Raw genomic sequence first — 17,110 nt, 5'->3', positions numbered from 1 at the left:
AGAGGGGCGCCCCACGTCGAATCGTTGGGGCAAGGCGTTGTCGGCCATAGAGGGGATATGGGACGCCGAACGGACTTACGAGGACTCACCAAGGCCGCCCCACTGCGACGAGGCGGGCGGTACGTGGTCGTGCAGCACGTCGCGGGCCTCTCGGTCGTCCGCGTCGCCCACCACGGCCCGCATCCGCTCCTGAAGCGAGTACATCGACCACGCGCCCTGAAGAAGGATGTGGAGCGTGCGGAGCGACGGCTCGGCGAGCGTGATGGACACGGGACCGGCGTCGGTTCCGGCCTGGAGCTCCCACCGATCCTGCCCTTCTGCGTCGCGCACGGTTTCCCAGGCGTGCTTGATCGTGTCGGTCAGCACTTCCAGTTCGTCCTCGTCCACCAGCAGCGTGTGCTCGCGGAACGTAATTTGGATGCGATCGCAGCATGCGCACTTCAGGACGTCGCCGTATCGGGTCTCGAACAGTCGGTCGGGGCCGTGGAGATTGTGCATGGGTATGGGACGTGGAGAAAGTGGTTGTGGAGAGCGCGAGGCAGAAGGTATAAGAAGGCGTAGGGTCGGGACTACGGCGCGGACGGCTGGCCCTCGAGGATGGAGCGCCAGTCGGCCCGCTCCGACTGGCCGTCCTTGCGCTCGCCGAAGAGGCGGGCAATGATGCCGCCGTTCGCGTCCATCAGTTCCAGGGAGGTGACCCGGCCGTCGGTCGTGGGCTTCTGTACCACCCAGGCCTGGTCGATTCTCTCCTCGTTGAGACGGAGCTGGAAGTCCGGGTCGAGCACGTTGTACCACGGCGGCGTGGCCTTGAGCGTCTGGACGGGGCCGGTGTGGATCTGGAGGCAGCCCGGGCTCCCCACGAACACCATGATGGGCGTCTCCTGCTCGGCGGCAGCCTGGAGCGTGTGGCGCAGGGCCGTGTCCGGCACGCGGCGGGTAAAGCGCCCCTCCCCCAGCCGCAGGGCCTGGCCCCGCGAAACGTCGTACTCGCTGAGGAGCGGGAAGAAATCGTGTGTGTCCTCCAGTTCGCTCCAATCGTGCAGAAACTCCTCTACGTCGATGTCTGAATCGGGCGCAGTCTGGGGGCCACTGCCTCCCTCCGACTGGGATGTCGCTGATGTATTATCCTCTCCCCGCGCAATGGACTGCTCCGGGGACTGGTCGTCGTGGCGGTGCGCGTCCACGAGCGCGTCGTAGGCGTCGCGGTCGCTCTCACGCGTCAGGAACACCCTGTGGACCGCAGTGCCGTCGCGATCAAAAAATTGGAGGCTCCGGCGCACGTCGCCTCGCTCCCCGTCCCGGGGCGTCTCCACGGCGAAGCCGAGATGCCAGTGGTCCATAAATAGGCGCAGGTCGATGTTGTCCTCCAGCACGAGGCCCAGGTTGTGAGTGCCGGTAAACTCGATGTCGCGGTAGACCCCCGTCGTTTCGTGGACGGCGGCGTCGTTGCGGGTGAGCGCCGTCACCGGGCCGAGTGTGTGAAGGCGGCTCAGGAGGGCGCGCCAGCCGTCGCGGAGGCGCGTGACGTGCTCGCCACAGCCGGTGGCCACGAGCTCCGCCTCGCTCACGCCCATTCGGTCGGCGGCGGTGCGGATGCGGACATCGGGGTGGCGATCCCGAAACGCGTTCCAGCGCTGTTTGAGGTCGGGGGCAGAGGAGGGGGAGGTCGGCATGGCAGCAATGGGTTGGAAGCGTTAGAGTGAGTTGGGATCGGAGACCATCGCCTCGGCCTCGGCGCCGTCGGGGACGATGAGGGGGCACGACTCCGTGGGGTGCGCGAGGACGCACACGGGCCATCCGAACACCTCATCGATGCACGGGGGCGTGAGCACCGACGCCGGGGCGCCCTGGGCGTGGACGCTCCCGTTCCCCATCACGACGACGTGGTCGGCGAACTGTGCCGCGAGGTTGAGGTCGTGCAGGATGGCGAGCACGCCGGTGCCCTGGTCCGCGAAGGTGCGGGCCGTGCGCAGTACATTCTGCTGGTGGGCAAGGTCAAGGCTGGCGGTGGGCTCGTCGAGCAGCAGGTATCGGTGTCCGTCGTCCGGGGAGGTCCAAATCTGCGCCAGTGCCCGAGCGAGGTGGACCCGCTGCTGCTCACCGCCGGATAGTGTCGGAAAATCGCGGTCCGCGAAGCCGGCCATCCCCACGGCATCGAGGGCGTCCTCGGCGATGGCCCAGTCCTCCGGGCCCTCTCGGCCCTGCACGTGCGGCGTGCGGCCCATGAGCACAACCTCCAGTACCGAAAAGGAGAAGTGAAGCCGGGAGGCCTGAGGCAATACGGCCCGCTGCCGCGCCTGCTCCTGCTCGGGGAGTGCGGAGAGCGGACGATCATCGAGACGAACGGTCCCCGCGGAGGGGGCGAGCTCGCCGCTAGCCACGCGCAGGAGCGTCGTCTTGCCCGCCCCGTTCGGGCCCACGACCGCCGTCACCTGGCCGGGCCGCACGGCGGTGGACACGCGCTCGATGAGCGTCGCGTCCCCGATTTGCACCGTAATGTCGCGGAGGGTAATCATGGTAGAACCGCATTGGCGCGTCGGTCATCTCGACGACGCGCGTTCAGGAGATTCGTGCAATTGGCGATGGGGGCCGAGAGGTCTGTCGGGTGGGTTTGGGAGTCAGAACTGGACCCCGGCCTCGAGAGGCTGGTCGCCGCGCGTATGATGGTCGTCGTGGCTACCAGTGAATAGGTGTGCCATGTCCTCTGGGCAGAACGAGGAGCGCTCGGCCCCACGGTCGAGATGCGCCAGGACATTGCGGCCGGTGCGCGGCCTCCCGTGTCCCGACGGTGCGTGTGGATTCGGACTGTGCGTAACGTCGAATGGCTGTGTCCACGCGCGGTCGAGCCCTGGCGCGAGTCCCCGCTCCCGGACGCGCTGCACGAGGTACTGTGCGGCGAGGTGCTCACCCTCTGTCCCCGTCTCATGCCCCCGGACCAGATCGGCCGAGAGGTAGTCCACGTCGATCCGCAGGCTGTAGAGCGCAGGCAGACTGGCGGACGGCGCGGGCTGGGCGCACATGGCATCGGTCGGGAAGACGCTCATGAGGGTGAGCGGGGCGGGTGTGTTGCGAGAACAGCGAAACAGCGTTGCGGAGTGTGTGGCGGTGGTCAGAACGAGTACCCAGCCCCCCGGTCGCGCAGGAGGAGCCACAGGAAGAAGGGCGCCCCTACGAGGGCCGTCACGATGCCGATCGGCAGTTCGGCGGGGGCCACGATGGTGCGGGCCAGCACATCGGCCCCGATGAGCAGCGCGCCCCCCAGAAGCGCCGAGCCGGGGATGAGGATTCGGTGGTCCGGCTTCACGGCCAGGCGCAGCAGGTGTGGCACGACCAGCCCGATGAAGCCGATGACGCCGCTCACGGCGACGGCGGCGCCCACCACGAGGGCCGCCAACGTGACGACGAGCTTCTTCGTCCGCTCGATGTTGATTCCCAGGTGGTAGGCCTCCCCCTCCCCCAACAGCAGAGCGTTGAGCGGACGCGCCAGGAAGGGCGCTGCTATCATGCCGCCGAGGAGGCACGGCCCCACCACCGCAAGCTGCGTCCAGGTGGCCCCGCTGAGGCTGCCCAGTGTCCAGAACGTGAGGTCACGGAGCTGGTCGTCGTCCGCGATGAATGTCATGAGGCCGGTTCCGGCCCCGGCCAGCGCGTTGATGGCAATGCCCGCTAGGAGCATGGTCGCCACGGAGGTCTGCTCGTTTCGCGTGCCGAGGCGGTAGACAATTACCGTTGCCCCCACCCCGCCCCCGAACGCGGCCGCCGGCAGCAGCACGGCCCCCAGCGCGTCGGCCCACGCGCCGAACAGTGTGCTTCCCAGCACGATCGTCACCACCGCCGCCAGCGCGGCTCCACTCGATACCCCGATGAGGCTTGGGTCCGCCAGCGGGTTGCGGAAGAGGCCCTGCATCACCGCCCCGCTCACGGCGAGCCCGCCCCCCACACCCACCCCCAGCAGCACCCGCGGCAACCGGATGGCCGTGAGCACGAGGGCCTGTCGGTTTTCGTAGGACCACGGCAGCGAGAGGCCGACCTTGTCGCCGAGGATGGCCAGGACCTGTCCGGGCGAGATGGCCACGGCCCCGACCGCCAGGCCCGCCGCGATGGCTCCGAGGAGCAGTGCAACGAGGCCCGTCAAGACCCGCCACTCACGTCCCCGCTGCCGCGCCTGTCTTGACGACGTGGCGTCGGACGGGCGGGGAGGCCCCTGCGCGTCGTTGTGCGTGTCCGTCCCGGAATCTGCCGTGACCGTGGAGGAATCCATGCCGCGCTATTGCTGGGACGTAGACGACGAGACGGTCGACTCGAGGGCGGGGTGCAGTTTCTCCGTAAGCCTCGTCACCGCCGTTCCGAGCCGGGGACCGAACCCGAGCAGGAGCAGGTCGTCCATCGCCACCACACGGTCTCTCTCCCCCGCGGGCGTGAGCGGGATGCCCGGCTGCTCCATTAGTCCCTCCACGCCGCCGATGCTCTCCAGGCCCCGTGTGAGCATGAGAATCACGTCCGGCTCGGCGCCCACCACCGCCTCGGCGGACATCGGCTTGAACCCCTCGAAGCCGGTGACTGCATTTTCGCCCCCCGCCAGTTTGATCATCGCCTCCGCCGAGCTGCCCTCCCCCGCCACGCTCATCGATCCGCTGCCCCGGGCGTAGATAAAGAGCACCTCCGGCGTCGACTCGGCGCGCCGACGGAGCGCGCGGGCCCTCTTCAGGTCCGCCTCCATGTCCCGGATCAGCGAGTCGGCCCTCGCCTCGCGCCCGATCAGTCCGGCGATCCGTCGAATCTTCTGCTTCGTCCCCGCGACGCTCGACGTGTCAGACACCAGCACGGTGTGGACGCCCGCGCTCCGAAACTGGTCGAGGACGGCGGGCGGGCCGGTCCCGTCCAGCGCCAAAATCAGCGATGGGTCGAGCGAGAGGACGCCCTCCGCCGGCACCTGCCGGAAGTAGCCCACGCTGGGCTTCTCGGTGGCCGCGTCCGGGTAGACGCTCGACGCGTCGACGCCCACCACCCGATCGCCGGCGCCCAGCGCGTACACGATCTCGGTGACGGAGCCGCCGAGTGTGACGATGCGGCTGGTATCGGTGGGGGATTGCCCGTGGGCAGCGGTGATTCCCAGCAGTCCCCCCACCGCGAGGAGCAGGCACAGCCTCTTCGCGGTGGACGAAAGGAGTCGATGCGTGGGGGAACAGGGTGAGGTCATGAGGCCGGGGGGGTGTAGAGTGAATGGGTGGAGGGCACACGTAGGCGCTACTCGAAGCGCGTGCCGCCGTCCTGGAGCACGTACTCGAAGGTGTAGTGGCGCGACTCGGCGCCGCTCTCGGCCGGATTGTCGGGCGCGCCCTCGTAGTAGCTCTGGATGCGGATCTTGGCGTACGACTCGCCGTCGGCGGTGCGCACGACGATGGTGCGGCCTGGCGTTGGACGGACGATGTGGTTGCCGTTTTCGTTGTAGTTGTACCAGTCCCCCACGGCGTGACGGGTGAGGCTGTCGGGAGTCACCTTGGAGACCTCCTGAAAGGCGCTCTCGGCCACGTACGCCGCGCCGTCGCCCGGTCCGTTCGCACCGCCGTTTACGATGACGTCGGTGCTCCGGAACGCGATGTCCCACGCGGTGGAGGCCGAGTCGGCGCGGTTCATCTCGTCGGAGTGAAGGACGACGGTGCTATCGCGCAGATCGAAGAAGGCGAACTGATTATACCCCTTCAGGCGTCCTCCACCGCTGGTCGTGTCGGGATCTGCGGGCAGGTTCTCCACGCGGGTCATGGTGAGCGGGGCGTCGTTCTCGCCGTTCTCGCCGGACACGCCGGTGCTGTCGCAGCCGGTAAGGACGAGGGTGCCACCGAGAAGCAGAATCGAAAGAAGGGGGGAGATGCGTCGCATGGTGCGGGTCGAAATTCGGTTGGAAACGAGTGTGCTCGTGTTCATCGTGCGGGTTCGAAGTGCGTGAGCGCGTTCAGAATTGGGCTTGGAGCTCGGCAAACCAGGTGCGCCCCGAGATCGACGGGACGCGGCGCGGATTCGTGTAATCGAGGAGGTTCTCGCCGCCCAGTCGCAGGGTATAGGCGTTCAGCAGCGTCTTGGACACCGTGACGTCCCAGCGCGTGCGGGCCTCCACGTATTCGCGGTCGATGTCGACGATGCCGTTGCCGTTGCGGTCGGCGTAGCCGGCGCGGCCCCGGAGCGTCCCGCGCACGCTGGCCATGAGCCCGAGCGGCAGGTCCATGTGCCGGAGCTGCACGGTGCCGGCGTGGGCCGGTCGCCCGGGCAGGCCGGCGTAATCGTCAGGCGTGACCTGCACGTCCCGCCCGTCTTCTCGCCGGTAGGTATCGCCGGCCTCGAGCTCGTCGAGCACCTGCCGGTCTTTCGCCTCCTGGTAGTCGTAGCCGAGCTGTACGCGGAGGGCAGAGGTCGGACGAAGGGTGAGGCGGGCCTCCACGCCCCGAGTGTAAATCTCGTTGCGGTTGACGTAGGAGAACACACTCTGCCCATTGGTCTTGCGGGCCACCGGGGCTGTGTCGATCAGGTTGGACACCTCGTTGTGATAGGCATCGACGCGGAGGGTGGCGCCCTCCCACGGGGAGGCCGTGAGGCTGGCGTTGAAGGCCCAAGAGGTCTCGGGGGAGAGTGGGTCGCCGAGGGCGGCGGCAGTCCGGAATTGCTCGTCGATCTGGTTCTGGTCCCGGAGGCGTTGGAGGCCGTCCTGGACCTCCGTGACGCCGAAGACGCTGTATCCGGCCTGGGGGTTGGTGAAGTCGAGGTAGAGCTGCCGGAACGCCGGGGCCTTGTAGCCGCTGCCGACCGATGCGCGGAATGAGAGGCGGTCAAGTGGGGCGTAGCGGACGGCCAGCTTGGGGCTCAGGCGGGAGGCGTAGTCGCTGTTGGCATCGAACCGCAGGCTGCCTGTCACGTCGAGTGCCTCGGTCACGCTCCACTCGTCCTGTGCGAAGCCAAAGCCGCCGGCCCGCCGTCCCGTCTTCCGGTCGGCGTCCATGCGATCGAAGAGGACGCCGCCCCCCGCTGTAAAGAGGTGATTGTCGCCGAGCGCCCCGCGCAGGACGACCTCCGTCTCCCCGTGGTACTGGTCGAGCGTTGAGGCGCTGCGGGTCGTGCCGTTGTCGGCGTGGCGGAGCGACTGGTCGGTGTGGTAGCCCGTTCCGTAGAGGGTGCCCGTGAGGGCCCACTCGGTGCTCAACTGCTGCTCCAGTTCGGCGGCCGCGTTCCAGTCCAGTTGCTCGTTGCGTTGGGTGTGGGGAATCGCGTCCTGGCCGACCCCCACCGAGTAGTCTTGGGTCTGCGTGGCGAGCCGTCCGCGGAGCGAGAGGGTTGTGCCCGAGGACGCCGCGTACTGCCCCTGAGCCTGCACGGTGTAGTCGACGTATCCGGGGCGGGTGGGAGCGAGACCCACGGGGGACAGGTCGTAGCCGCCCGTCCGGTACCGATCGATGAACACCGATCCCTGCCACGGCCCGCTCGTCCCATCCAGCCGGGCACTCAGGTCGACGGTGCCGTGCGTGCCGTACCGGGTGCGCACCTCGCCCCCCAGTTCGTCGGCCGGAGGGGCGGTGATGAAGTTGATGACCCCTGCCAGGGCCTCGCTGCCGTACAGCGACGAGGTGGGGCCGCGCACGATCTCGACGCGCTCCACGTTGGCGGTCGTGAGCCGGCGCAGGTCGAGCGTGCCCGCCGTGCGCCCGACGAGCGGCTCTCCGTCAACGAGAATCAACGTGTACTCGGCGCCGAGCCCGCGCATCTGCAGGCCCGCCCCGTGATCGTCGGTGAGGGTGATGCCGGGCTGATCGGCCAGTAGGTCCGTGGCCCGGGCGGCGCCCTGGGCGTCGATCTCCGACCGGTCAATGACCGAGATCGGCATGCCCACGTCGTCGGCCGATCGCTCGGCGCGGGTGGCGGTGACCACCACCTGGTCCATGTCGAGTTGCCAGAGCGAATCGGCGGGGGCCGTCGTGTCGGCGACTGAGCGAACCGGGCCCGACTGGGCCTGTGCGGGGGGCACGAGGAGGGGCAGCAGGACAAAGAGAGCGACCAGTGGGAGGCGGAGTGAGGCCGTGACTCTGTCGATAGATCTTATTTAGACTAGTTCTAAACAAGCAACGCAATTCAACGCTACCGGTTGCGAGGCGCACTTGCAAGGTCACGTCCGGCCCACGGGTGTGAAGATCACGTGGACGTGCGGCGCTAGTCGAGACGGTCTCGGAGCGTTCGGGCCCGTCGCCGGCTCATGGAGAGCGGATCGGCTTCGCCCTCCACATGCACGGCGTAGGTCCGGTCGGCCCCGCGCTCGACGGTGGTCACGCGTTCAACGTTGATAATCGTGGAGCGGTGGATGCGGGCGAAGTGGGCGTCGGGCAGGCGCCTGGTCCATACCGAGAGCGTCGTGGACGTGAGGGCCGTGGTGCCGTCCGTAAGGTGGAGCTCGGTGTAGTTCCCGGCTGCCTCAATGAAAACAATTTCGCGAATGCGAATGAAGCGGGGGCGGCGGCCTTCCTCGTAGAAGAAGAGGTCGTCGTACTGGAAGGCGTCCGGGTCGGCCTCTTCGTCTTCGGGGAGGGCCGTTTCTACCTGACGGGCGCGCTGCAGGGCTTCGGTGAGACGGTCCGGGTCGACGGGCTTGAGGAGGTAGTCGACCGCGTTCACCTCGAAGGCACGGACGGCGTGCTCGTCGTAGGCCGTGACGAAGACCACCTGCACGGCGGCATCAATCCGATCGAGCAGGTCGAAGCCCGTCTCGCCCCGCATCTGCACGTCGAGAAGCACCACGTCGGGGTCCTCCGTGCGGATCTGCTCGGCGGCCGCCTCTACGCTTCCGGCCTCGCCCGCCACCGCGACGCCCTCCATGTCGCCGAGGGCACTGCGGACGGACCGACGTGCCAGCCGCTCGTCGTCGACGATAAGAACCTGGAGGGGATCAGGCATGGGGGGCAAGAGCGTCCGTGTCGATCTCGATGCGGGCCCGCACCCAGCCGTCCTCCTCGGTCAGGGTGAAGTCGTGCTGCTCGGGGTACTGGGTCTGGAGACGGGTGCGGACGTTGTCCAGGCCCGTGTCGGTGCCGTCTGGGCCGGGGGGTGAATCGCGCCAGTGCCCCGTGTTAGCCACCTCCACTACGAGGCCCTCCTCCGCAACCGTGCCGGTCACCCGGATGCGCAGCGGCGTGGGGCTCGTGTAGGGGCCGTGCTTGACGGCGTTCTCCACAAGGGGCAGCACCAGGAACGAGGGCACCGCCTGCTGCGCCGCCTCGTCCGTCACGTCCACCTCCGTCTGCAGGTCGTCCTCAAAACGGATCTTCTCGACGGACAGGTAGTGCTCGGCGGCCGTCACCTCGTCGCGGAGGGGGGTGTTGAGGGCCTCGTCGTCGAGCAGCGTGTAGCGGAGGAAGCCCGACAGCTCGCGCACGGCGGTCTTCACACGGGCGGGGTCCTCGTCGGCCAGGGCGCCAATGGTGTTGAGGGCGTTGAAGAAGAAGTGGGGATTGAGCTGGTAGCGGAGCATTTGCAGCTGGGCGCGCTGCGCCTCGGCGTCGGCCCGCAGTAGGCGCCGTTCCTGCCGCTGCTGCGCGTACCACTGCGCGAGGCCGAGGTAGAGGCCGCTCCAGGCGAGCATGACGATGGGAAAGGTGGCAGGGCCGGACAGGATAGAGCCCTCGCCGGGCCGGAGGGAGGCGATGCCGCTGACGGGCGCGATGAACGGATTCGCCCAGTCGACGCCCCACGCCTTCCCCTGATACCAGAGCAGCCCGACGGACAGCCCCCCGACGAGGAGGATGAGGCCCTGCCAGGCGGGCCGCCGCTGGCGCAGGCCGACGGTCCAGTAGAGCGCGCCGAGGCCTGTGCTCAGAAGCAGCCCGCTTCCCGCCGCGATGAGGGTTTGCTTCCACAGAAGATCCGCAAAGGGCTGGTGAGGACGGAGCGTGAGGTAGTAGGCGATGCCGTAAACGATCCATACGGCTCCTTGCAGGCCCCCGAGGGCCGCGGGACGTAGCGGCGGTGTACCGGAGGGGGACGACGCGGACTCGGGCACGGGGGGGGAGGGGGACGTTTGGGTAGACGCGTGTCCAAGAACCCCATTAAAGTGCAAAATGGAAACCGCATCGAGAGCCGTTTCGCTCCTCGGTTGGTGAACGGGCGCTGTCGGTGGCGAACGGGGCATCCTATCGGGTGAGCGACCGTTCCAGAATGTGCATCAAGCAATAAAAGACACAAAAAATAAGAACGGGTGTGGGGAAGCGCCGAGCCTGTCGACGAGACGCCTGGGGCAAAATCTATCCCTGTTGGGTTCTCTTCGCATCATCTCGTCACAATTCGCATCCGGTCTCATGTCGTCCCGGCTCTGGTCTTCCGCGAAGAGGCAACAGAGAGCGAAGGCCACCCTGTCACGAAAAAGCAGTAGCATCTTGGAGCGTGGTCAGGAGGCCGTCCCATCCTATGCACTTGCAGGCGCCTGCCCAATTTTGGCTTTTGGCGGGTGTGTTGTCGTATTTAGGTTAGGGTTTATGTTGGTATCTTTTCTTTAAGTCGCCTTCCAGTAACCTATATTCGTCTCATATTTTCCTGGCGGCGCATTTTGCTTCTTCTCGGGGTTGGTCTCGCGTTTCTTGGGGATGCCACGGTCGCCGCACAGGAAGCCGTCGTGGGGGCATGGTCTGGGGCTCTGAAGGTTCAGGGCATGGAGATTCGGGTGGTCTTCCATGTCGAGCAGGGGGCGGACGGTCTCACCGCCACGATGGACAGCCCCGATCAGGGGGCGACCGGCATCCCGGTGTCCGACGTGACCGTGGCGGGCGACAGCGTGGCGCTCTCAGTGGACCGCATCGCTGCCACCTACGAAGGCGCGCTGGTTGAGGGCGGCGCCAAGATTGAGGGGACGTGGACACAGGGCGGGCAGTCGTTTCCATTGATGCTCACGTCCGCCGACGAGGCGGAGAGGACCCCGCCGCCCCGTCCCCAGCACCCGGAGCCGCCGTACCCGTACGTCGCGGACAGTGTGACCGTCCAGAACGAGTCGGCAGGCCTCACGCTGGCGGGGACCCTCACGCGCCCCGAGGGGGAGGGGCCGCACCCGGCAGTGGTGCTCGTCTCCGGCTCCGGGCCGCAAGACCGCAATTCGGAGGTGTTCAACCACAAGCTCTTCCACGTTCTCGCCGACCACCTGACGCGCCAGGGCATCGCGGTCCTCCGCTACGACGAGCGGGGCGTAAGCGCGTCCGGGGGCCGCTTCGACGGCGCCACCTCCGAGGACTTCGCTGGCGACGCAGCGGCTGCCGTCCGGTTCCTAAAGAACCGCCCGAACGTTGACGCGGAGGCAACAGGCCTGGTCGGAATGAGTGAGGGCGGCCTGGTGGCCCCGATGGTCCACACCCGGTTCGAGGCGGTCGGTTTCCTCGTGCTGATGGCCGGGCCGAGCGTGCCGGGACACGAGATCCTGGTGGAGCAGGGGGCAAAGATCGCGTCTGCCCAGGGAGCCCCGTCGGCGGTTGTCGATTCCGTTCGAACCATGCAGCGACAGATGATGGAGGCAATTCGTACGGCGTCCGACTCGGCCGAGATGGCCGAGCAGGTGCGGACGATGCTCGAAGCGCGAGGTCTCCCCGACGCACAGGCCGAGTCGCAGATCGAGCAGATCACAAGTCCCTGGGGCCGATTCTTCGTCCGGTACGACCCGGCGCCCGCGCTTCGGCAAGTGGACGTGCCCGTTCTGGCGCTCTACGGGAGCACAGACCTCCAGGTGCCGCCCGGTCAGAATGCGGATCCGATGCGTACGGCTCTTCGAGAGAGCCCGAGCGGCGATGTGACGGTGCGCGTACTGGACGGCCTCAATCACCTCTTCCAGCCCGCCGAGACGGGCCTCCCGACCGAGTACGCCCAGATCGAGACGACGATGGCACCAACGGCCTTGCAAATGGTCTCGGGGTGGATTTTGGAGCGAACACGATAGGTGCAGGCAGAGAGCTCTCGTTTCGTGTGTCAACACAACTCGCATACCCTTTCCTCTCAACAACTCAATCCCATGCGATCATCGCTTCTCATTGGCGGACTTCTTGCCCTCGTCCTTGTCGTCCCGCGTCCGGTTTCTGCCCAGTCGAACGAGCAGGCCGTGGAGGCGGCCAAGGAGGCGGCGCAGGAGTGGCTTGCGCTCCTCGACGCCGACAAATACAAAGCGACCTGGGAGGAGAGCGCGGCGCTGATCAAGTCACAAATGACCGCGGAGCAGTGGGCTGCTCAGATCCGGCAGGCGCATACGACACTGGATAGTTTGCGCTCCCGTTCGCTCGTGGCGGCCCGTTACACGACGAGCATGCCCAATGCGCCAGAGGGAGAGTACGTCATGGCGCAGTACGAGACGTCGTACGGAGACAAGGAAACTGTCGAGACGGTACCCCTGAAAAAGGACGACGGGACGTGGCGGGTGGCCGGATACTTCGTGAAGCCGCGGGGGCAACAGTAGCCCCTGAAGCCCGATCTGAAACTGATTTCGCCGACGCGATGCGATACCGACACACGCAGATTGGATACGTGACGGGGGGCGTCATGCTGGCAGCCCTGGTCCTCATCTACTACGCCTTCATGGTCGAAGATGGGGCACTCGGGGTGTTCGGCTACACGATGCTCGGCGCGTTCGGGCTCCTTGCCGTCCTTTTTTCCAGCCTGACGGTGACGGTCACCGACCGAGAGCTGATGTTCTATTTCGGGCCGGGCTTTTGGACGCGCCGGTTCGCCCTCGATGACATTGTCGGCGTGGAGGTCGTCCGCAATTCGGCGCTCCACGGCTGGGGCATCCGCTACACGCACCACGGCTGGCTCTACAACGTGTCCGGACTCCAGGCCGTGGAGATGACGGTTCGCGGGAACGGACAGATCCGCATCGGGACCGATGAGCCCGACGCCTTGAAGCAGGCATTGGAAGAAGCGACTGCCCGATGAGTATGTACTGCGCACGTACACTTCTGAGCGCGATTGTGCTGGGCCTGCTCGTCGGGGGAGAGAGCCCGGAGGCGGCACGCGGGCAGCCGGTGCCGGCCGTCGACTCGGTGGGGCAGGTTCTCGTCGAGGATCACCCGGGAGGCGCCGTCGTCGGGTTACTGCGCGAGGACACGACCGCCGTCCACGGTTTCGGGGCCGTCGACTCGACTGGGCGCCGCCCGGCGGCCCAGACCCTCTTCGAAATTGGCTCCATTACCAAGACGTTCACGGGGGTGCTTCTGGCCGGCGCCATCGAGCGGGGTGCGGTAACGATGTCGACGCCGGTGACGACGCTTCTGCCGGATTCGGTGACCGTTGGCACGGCCGAGTCCGTGAACGTGACGCTCGGGCACCTCGCCACGCACCGGTCCGGGCTGCCCCGCCTCCCGTCCAACCTCAGGACGGTCATGGACTCGCCCCGGGACCCGTACGCCGCGTACGGCGACAGCGCGCTCTACGCGTTCCTCGACGGTCATGCCCTTTCGCGGGCGCCAGGAGCACAATACCAGTATTCGAACCTCGGAATGGGACTGCTCGGGCACGTCCTCGCCCGTCGCGCCGATACGACTTACGCCCCCCTCGTCCGCCGGCACATCGCCGACCCACTCGGCCTCTCCGACACGTGCGTCCGCTTGACGGACGCCCAGCGCTCGCGCTTCGCCCAGGGCCACACCCGCGACGGGACGCCTGCCTCCCCCTGGCACTTCGACGCACTGGCCGGGGCAGGCGCGATCCGGTCTACGGCAACCGATATGCTTGCATTCCTCCGCGCCCACCGCCGGGCCCTCGCGGCAGATTCAGGGACGACTACGGCGTTGCAACGGGCGATGCGGCGGGCTGCTACGATTCGGGCCGCCACCGACCGCGAGGACACCCGCATCGGCCTCGCCTGGCACCAATCGACCCGCAAGGGACACGAGGTGCTGTGGCACAACGGCGGCACCGGGGGCTTCCGGAGCTTCGTGGCGCTCGACTGCGAGACCGGCCACGGCGTGGTCGTGCTCGTCGGCGCCGCCCTCTCGTCCCGACGGGTGCTCGAAGCAGGCAGGGCCCTTCTCCGTGGGCTGCGATCCGACTGAACAGACAGCATATCAGTGCCATGTTCGTCAGTCACGGTGCTCACGCATGTTCTGTTGGCTTTCTGCACCCTTCGCACCCTTCACCGCAACGGTCGTCGCTTCCGCGTCCGCAGCGACATGCTCCACGCCTCTCTGTAACAGCGAGTGCCGCACGCCCGTGCTTTTATCCTCCGGGCCCGAAACAGTCTTGCCAGCCTCCTCGCTTCAATCGACGATTGTTCGCGTTCTCCCATCGACCCGTTGCCCGATCATGTCTCGTTTCCGAGTGCTGCGTTTGCCTCTCGCCGCCCTTCTCGCTCTTCTCTTTACGGCCGTCGCCGGGCCGGCCGCGGCCCAGCCGGCCGACGCTACACTCGATGAGGTCGAGTATGGGCAGTGGGAACGGCTGGGCGGCGCCACCCTCTCGCCCGAGGGCACCTGGATGGCCACCCCCATCCGCCGCGTGAACGGCCACCACGAGCTGCGCATCCACCACACGCAGCGCGACACCAGCCGCACCGTCGCCTACGGGCGCAGCCCGACCTTCTCGGCCGACGGGCAGTGGCTCGCGTACTCGATGGGAATGTCGGAGGAGAAGCGCAAGATGTTGCGGAAGCAGGAGAAGCCCGTCCGCCGCAAGCTGGGCCTGCTGAACCTGGCGACCGGCGACACGACCGTCGTGCCCGCGGTGTCGGACTTTGCCTTCAGTGACGGCGGGCGCTACCTCGCCATGCGCCGCTATCCGCCCCAGGAGGCCCCCGACGACCTGCGCGGGGCCGACCTGCTGGTCCGTGACCTGGAGGCCGAAACCTACACCAGCTTTGGCAACGTGGCCGACATGGCGTGGCAGCACGAGGCCCAGCACCTGGCCCTCACCATCGACGGCATGACCCAGACCGGCAACGGCGTGCGCCTCTACGACGCGGCCACTGGGCAGCTCCAAACGCTCGCCTCCACGCCCGCCGAGTACACCGGCCTCTCATGGCGGGCCGGCGGGGACGACCTGGCTGCCCTACGGGCGCGAGACGCCGACAATTGGGAGCACAAGACTCACGTGGTGCTTGCCTGGACCGGCCTGAGCGACGGGGCATTTGAACGTCGACAGTTCGACCCGGCGACCGCCACGGCCTTTCCCGACTCGCTCCGCATCGTGGACTACCGCACGCCGAAGTGGGCCGCCGAGAGCGACCGCCTCTTTTTCGGTGTCCAGAAGCGGGCAGCCATCGTGCCGGACTCGGCCCAGGCCGACTCTGCGGCCGCCGACTCCCTGGAGGAGTATGGCCCCGCCAGCGTGAAAGTGTGGCACACCAGCGACGTCGACATTATCCCGCGGCAGGAGGTGCAGGCCGAGCAGGACCGTCAGGACAACCACCTCACCGCGTGGCACCTTGGTGAGAGCGGGGAGGCCCGCTGGACGCGCCTCGGCACCGAAGTGACCGAGGACGTGCAGGTCCTCCACGGCGGCGATCGGGCCGTGGGCCTCGACCAGACGCCCTATCGCGACGAGCGCATGTTCGGACCGGTTTACCACGACCTCTATGCGATCGACGTGGCGACGGGGGAGCGCGAGCAGGTGGCCGAGAAGGTTCAGTTCTTCGAGGGCCCGAGCCCCAACGGCCGCTACCTGCTTTGGCTCAAGAACGACCAGTACCATGCCTACGACCTCCAGCAGGAGACTACCGCCACGATTACCGAGGATGTGCCCGTCCCCGTCGTGGACGTGGACGACGACCACACCGTGGAGCAGAAGCCGCCCTTCGGCGTCGCCGGGTGGACGGCGGGCGACCGGTCGGTGCTCATCTATGGCGAGTACGACGTGTGGCAGGTCGCGCCGGACGGCTCCAGCACCGAGCGCCGTACCAGGGGCCGGGCCGACTCGGTGCGGCACCGCTACGTGGACTTGAGGGACGAGGCACCGGGCGAGCCCGACGTGATTCCGCGCACGAAGCCGATCTACTGGAACCTCTACGACGAGTGGACAGAGGAGCACGGCTACGCCCGGGCGTCGGCGCTTACGGGGGACCCGGAGCGCCTCGTGTGGCGGCCGAAAATGGTCGACGGCCTCACGAAAGCCGACTCCGCCGGCGTCTACGCCTACCGCGTGGAAGACTTCGAGGACTCGCCCGACTACATGCGGGCCGGCCCGCAGCTTGCCGACGCCCGGCAGGTGACGAACACGAACCCGTTCCAAGACGACTACGCCTGGGGCCGCTCCGATCTCGTCTCCTTCCGCAATGCGGACGGGGAGAAGCTACAGGGCGCGCTGTTTTACCCGGCGGACTACGATCCGGAGAAAAGCTACCCGATGGTCACCTACATCTACGAGACGCGCTCGCCGCAGGCCCGCAGCTACGTGGTGCCCACCCGCGAGCACCCGTACAACACCACCGCGCTCACACAGGAGGGCTACGTCGTCTTCCAGCCCGACATTACGTACCGCCCTCGCGACCCGGGCAACTCGGCGGTCGACGCCATCGTGCCGGGCGTAAAGGCCGCCGCCGAAACGGCCGCCGTGGATACCTCTCGGATGGGGCTAGTGGGGCACTCCTGGGGCGGATACCAGACCACCTTCACCGCCACACAGACCGATCTCTTCGCGGCGGTGGTGGCGGGCGCGCCCCTCACCAACATGGTGTCGATGTACAACTCCGTCTACTGGCGGAGCGGTGGCACCGACGCCCGCATTTTCGAAATCAGTCAGGGGCGGATGGGCGTGCCGCCCTGGGAGGACATGGACGCCTACGTGGCAAACTCGCCTCTCCACCACATCGAATCGCTCAACACGCCATTCCTCATGGCCTTCGGCACTGACGATGGGGCGGTGGAGTTCAACCAGGGTGTCGAGTTCTACAACGCAGCCCGCCGGGCCGACAAGGAGCTCGCCTTTCTCGTCTACGACGGCGAGAATCACGGCATTAGCCGGAAGGAGGAAAACACGGTCGACTACCGGAATCGGGTCATGGAATGGTTTGACCATTACCTGAAAGGCGACGCGGGCCCGGAGTGGATTCAGGACGGTGTGCCGTACCTCAAGCAGGTGGAGCGGCAGGAGGAGGCCGCGGCCTCTGCCCGTCGTTAGC

The 17,110-nt window shown here is 67.3% G+C and carries 15 protein-coding genes; 5 read left to right on the top strand and 10 right to left on the bottom strand.

The genetic code is table 11. The features are described from left to right. Positions 1–75: 75 nt before the first annotated feature. From OJB03_RS11900 to OJB03_RS11855, 10 genes are all read right to left on the bottom strand, one after another. A complete protein-coding gene (locus tag OJB03_RS11900; protein ID WP_263787730.1) occupies positions 76–498 on the bottom strand; it encodes a hypothetical protein in 423 nt (140 codons plus the stop codon). 71 nt (positions 499–569) lie between these two features. After that, positions 570–1,673, bottom strand: coding sequence for a hemin-degrading factor (locus OJB03_RS11895; protein ID WP_263787728.1), 1,104 nt, complete (start codon positions 1,671–1,673; stop codon positions 570–572). Between the two features lie 21 nt (positions 1,674–1,694). After that, on the bottom strand, positions 1,695–2,513 hold the full coding sequence (locus OJB03_RS11890) for a heme ABC transporter ATP-binding protein (RefSeq protein ID WP_423816379.1): 819 nt from the start codon (positions 2,511–2,513) through the stop codon (positions 1,695–1,697). A gap of 105 nt (positions 2,514–2,618) precedes the next feature. Then, positions 2,619–3,044, bottom strand: a complete 426-nt coding sequence (locus OJB03_RS11885; protein ID WP_263787723.1) for a zinc-binding metallopeptidase family protein — start codon at positions 3,042–3,044, stop codon at positions 2,619–2,621. A 65-nt stretch (positions 3,045–3,109) separates the two neighbouring features. Next, entirely contained in the window at positions 3,110–4,261 is a 1,152-nt protein-coding gene (locus OJB03_RS11880) for a FecCD family ABC transporter permease (RefSeq protein ID WP_263787720.1), read from the bottom strand. Between the two features lie 6 nt (positions 4,262–4,267). After that, the gene (locus tag OJB03_RS11875; RefSeq protein ID WP_263787719.1) at positions 4,268–5,200 is read right to left on the bottom strand and encodes a heme/hemin ABC transporter substrate-binding protein; all 933 of its coding nucleotides are present in this window, start codon (positions 5,198–5,200) and stop codon (positions 4,268–4,270) included. A 47-nt stretch (positions 5,201–5,247) separates the two neighbouring features. Beyond that, positions 5,248–5,880, bottom strand: coding sequence for an HmuY family protein (locus OJB03_RS11870; protein ID WP_263787717.1), 633 nt, complete (start codon positions 5,878–5,880; stop codon positions 5,248–5,250). Between the two features lie 73 nt (positions 5,881–5,953). Further along, positions 5,954–8,011 (bottom strand): TonB-dependent receptor plug domain-containing protein, encoded by a 2,058-nt coding sequence (locus OJB03_RS11865; RefSeq protein ID WP_263787715.1) that lies wholly within the window; start codon positions 8,009–8,011, stop codon positions 5,954–5,956. 182 nt (positions 8,012–8,193) lie between these two features. Beyond that, entirely contained in the window at positions 8,194–8,931 is a 738-nt protein-coding gene (locus OJB03_RS11860) for a LytR/AlgR family response regulator transcription factor (RefSeq protein WP_263787712.1), read from the bottom strand. Next, positions 8,924–10,033, bottom strand: coding sequence for a sensor histidine kinase (locus OJB03_RS11855; RefSeq protein ID WP_263787709.1), 1,110 nt, complete (start codon positions 10,031–10,033; stop codon positions 8,924–8,926). The genes OJB03_RS11860 and OJB03_RS11855 overlap by 8 nt, the downstream gene beginning before the upstream one ends. 543 nt (positions 10,034–10,576) lie before the next feature. Here OJB03_RS11855 and OJB03_RS11850 point away from each other — a divergent pair. The 5 genes from OJB03_RS11850 (at position 10,577) to OJB03_RS11830 (ending at position 17,109) form a co-directional block, all read left to right on the top strand. Further along, positions 10,577–11,947: an alpha/beta hydrolase family protein gene (locus OJB03_RS11850; protein WP_263787707.1), complete on the top strand. Its 1,371-nt coding sequence runs from the start codon at positions 10,577–10,579 to the stop codon at positions 11,945–11,947. Positions 11,948–12,019: 72 nt separating this feature from the next. Then, on the top strand, positions 12,020–12,457 hold the full coding sequence (locus OJB03_RS11845; protein WP_263787705.1) for a DUF4019 domain-containing protein: 438 nt from the start codon (positions 12,020–12,022) through the stop codon (positions 12,455–12,457). A 38-nt stretch (positions 12,458–12,495) separates the two neighbouring features. Further along, positions 12,496–12,933 carry a hypothetical protein gene (locus OJB03_RS11840; RefSeq protein WP_263787702.1) on the top strand — a complete coding sequence of 146 codons (438 nt, stop codon included), beginning with the start codon at positions 12,496–12,498 and terminating at the stop codon, positions 12,931–12,933. Positions 12,934–12,935: 2 nt separating this feature from the next. Next, complete coding sequence (locus OJB03_RS11835; protein WP_263787700.1) at positions 12,936–14,051, top strand: serine hydrolase domain-containing protein; 1,116 nt, start codon at positions 12,936–12,938, stop codon at positions 14,049–14,051. A gap of 250 nt (positions 14,052–14,301) precedes the next feature. Then, entirely contained in the window at positions 14,302–17,109 is a 2,808-nt protein-coding gene (locus OJB03_RS11830; RefSeq protein ID WP_263787698.1) for an alpha/beta hydrolase family protein, read from the top strand. Position 17,110 lies beyond the last annotated feature (1 nt).

The sequence above is a fragment of the Salinibacter grassmerensis genome (assembly GCF_947077765.1).
GTDB classification, from domain to species: domain Bacteria; phylum Bacteroidota; class Rhodothermia; order Rhodothermales; family Salinibacteraceae; genus Salinibacter; species Salinibacter grassmerensis.
The sequence above is the reverse complement of the archived record's forward strand: the minus strand, read 5'-3'. Positions and strand labels throughout refer to the sequence as shown.

Excerpts from the sequence above, each read along its gene's own strand:
- OJB03_RS11885 (WP_263787723.1), bottom strand. The coding sequence starts at position 3,044 with ATGAGCGTCTTCCCGACCGATGCCATGTGCGCCCAGCCCGCGCCGTCC.
- OJB03_RS11895 (WP_263787728.1), bottom strand. The coding sequence starts at position 1,673 with ATGCCGACCTCCCCCTCCTCTGCCCCCGACCTCAAACAGCGCTGGAAC.
- OJB03_RS11840 (WP_263787702.1), top strand. The coding sequence starts at position 12,496 with ATGCGATACCGACACACGCAGATTGGATACGTGACGGGGGGCGTCATG.
- OJB03_RS11875 (WP_263787719.1), bottom strand. The coding sequence starts at position 5,200 with ATGACCTCACCCTGTTCCCCCACGCATCGACTCCTTTCGTCCACCGCG.
- OJB03_RS11845 (WP_263787705.1), top strand. The coding sequence starts at position 12,020 with ATGCGATCATCGCTTCTCATTGGCGGACTTCTTGCCCTCGTCCTTGTC.
- OJB03_RS11870 (WP_263787717.1), bottom strand. The coding sequence starts at position 5,880 with ATGCGACGCATCTCCCCCCTTCTTTCGATTCTGCTTCTCGGTGGCACC.
- OJB03_RS11880 (WP_263787720.1), bottom strand. The coding sequence starts at position 4,261 with ATGGATTCCTCCACGGTCACGGCAGATTCCGGGACGGACACGCACAAC.
- OJB03_RS11860 (WP_263787712.1), bottom strand. The coding sequence starts at position 8,931 with ATGCCTGATCCCCTCCAGGTTCTTATCGTCGACGACGAGCGGCTGGCA.
- OJB03_RS11830 (WP_263787698.1), top strand. The coding sequence starts at position 14,302 with ATGTCTCGTTTCCGAGTGCTGCGTTTGCCTCTCGCCGCCCTTCTCGCT.
- OJB03_RS11835 (WP_263787700.1), top strand. The coding sequence starts at position 12,936 with ATGTACTGCGCACGTACACTTCTGAGCGCGATTGTGCTGGGCCTGCTC.
- OJB03_RS11900 (WP_263787730.1), bottom strand. The coding sequence starts at position 498 with ATGCACAATCTCCACGGCCCCGACCGACTGTTCGAGACCCGATACGGC.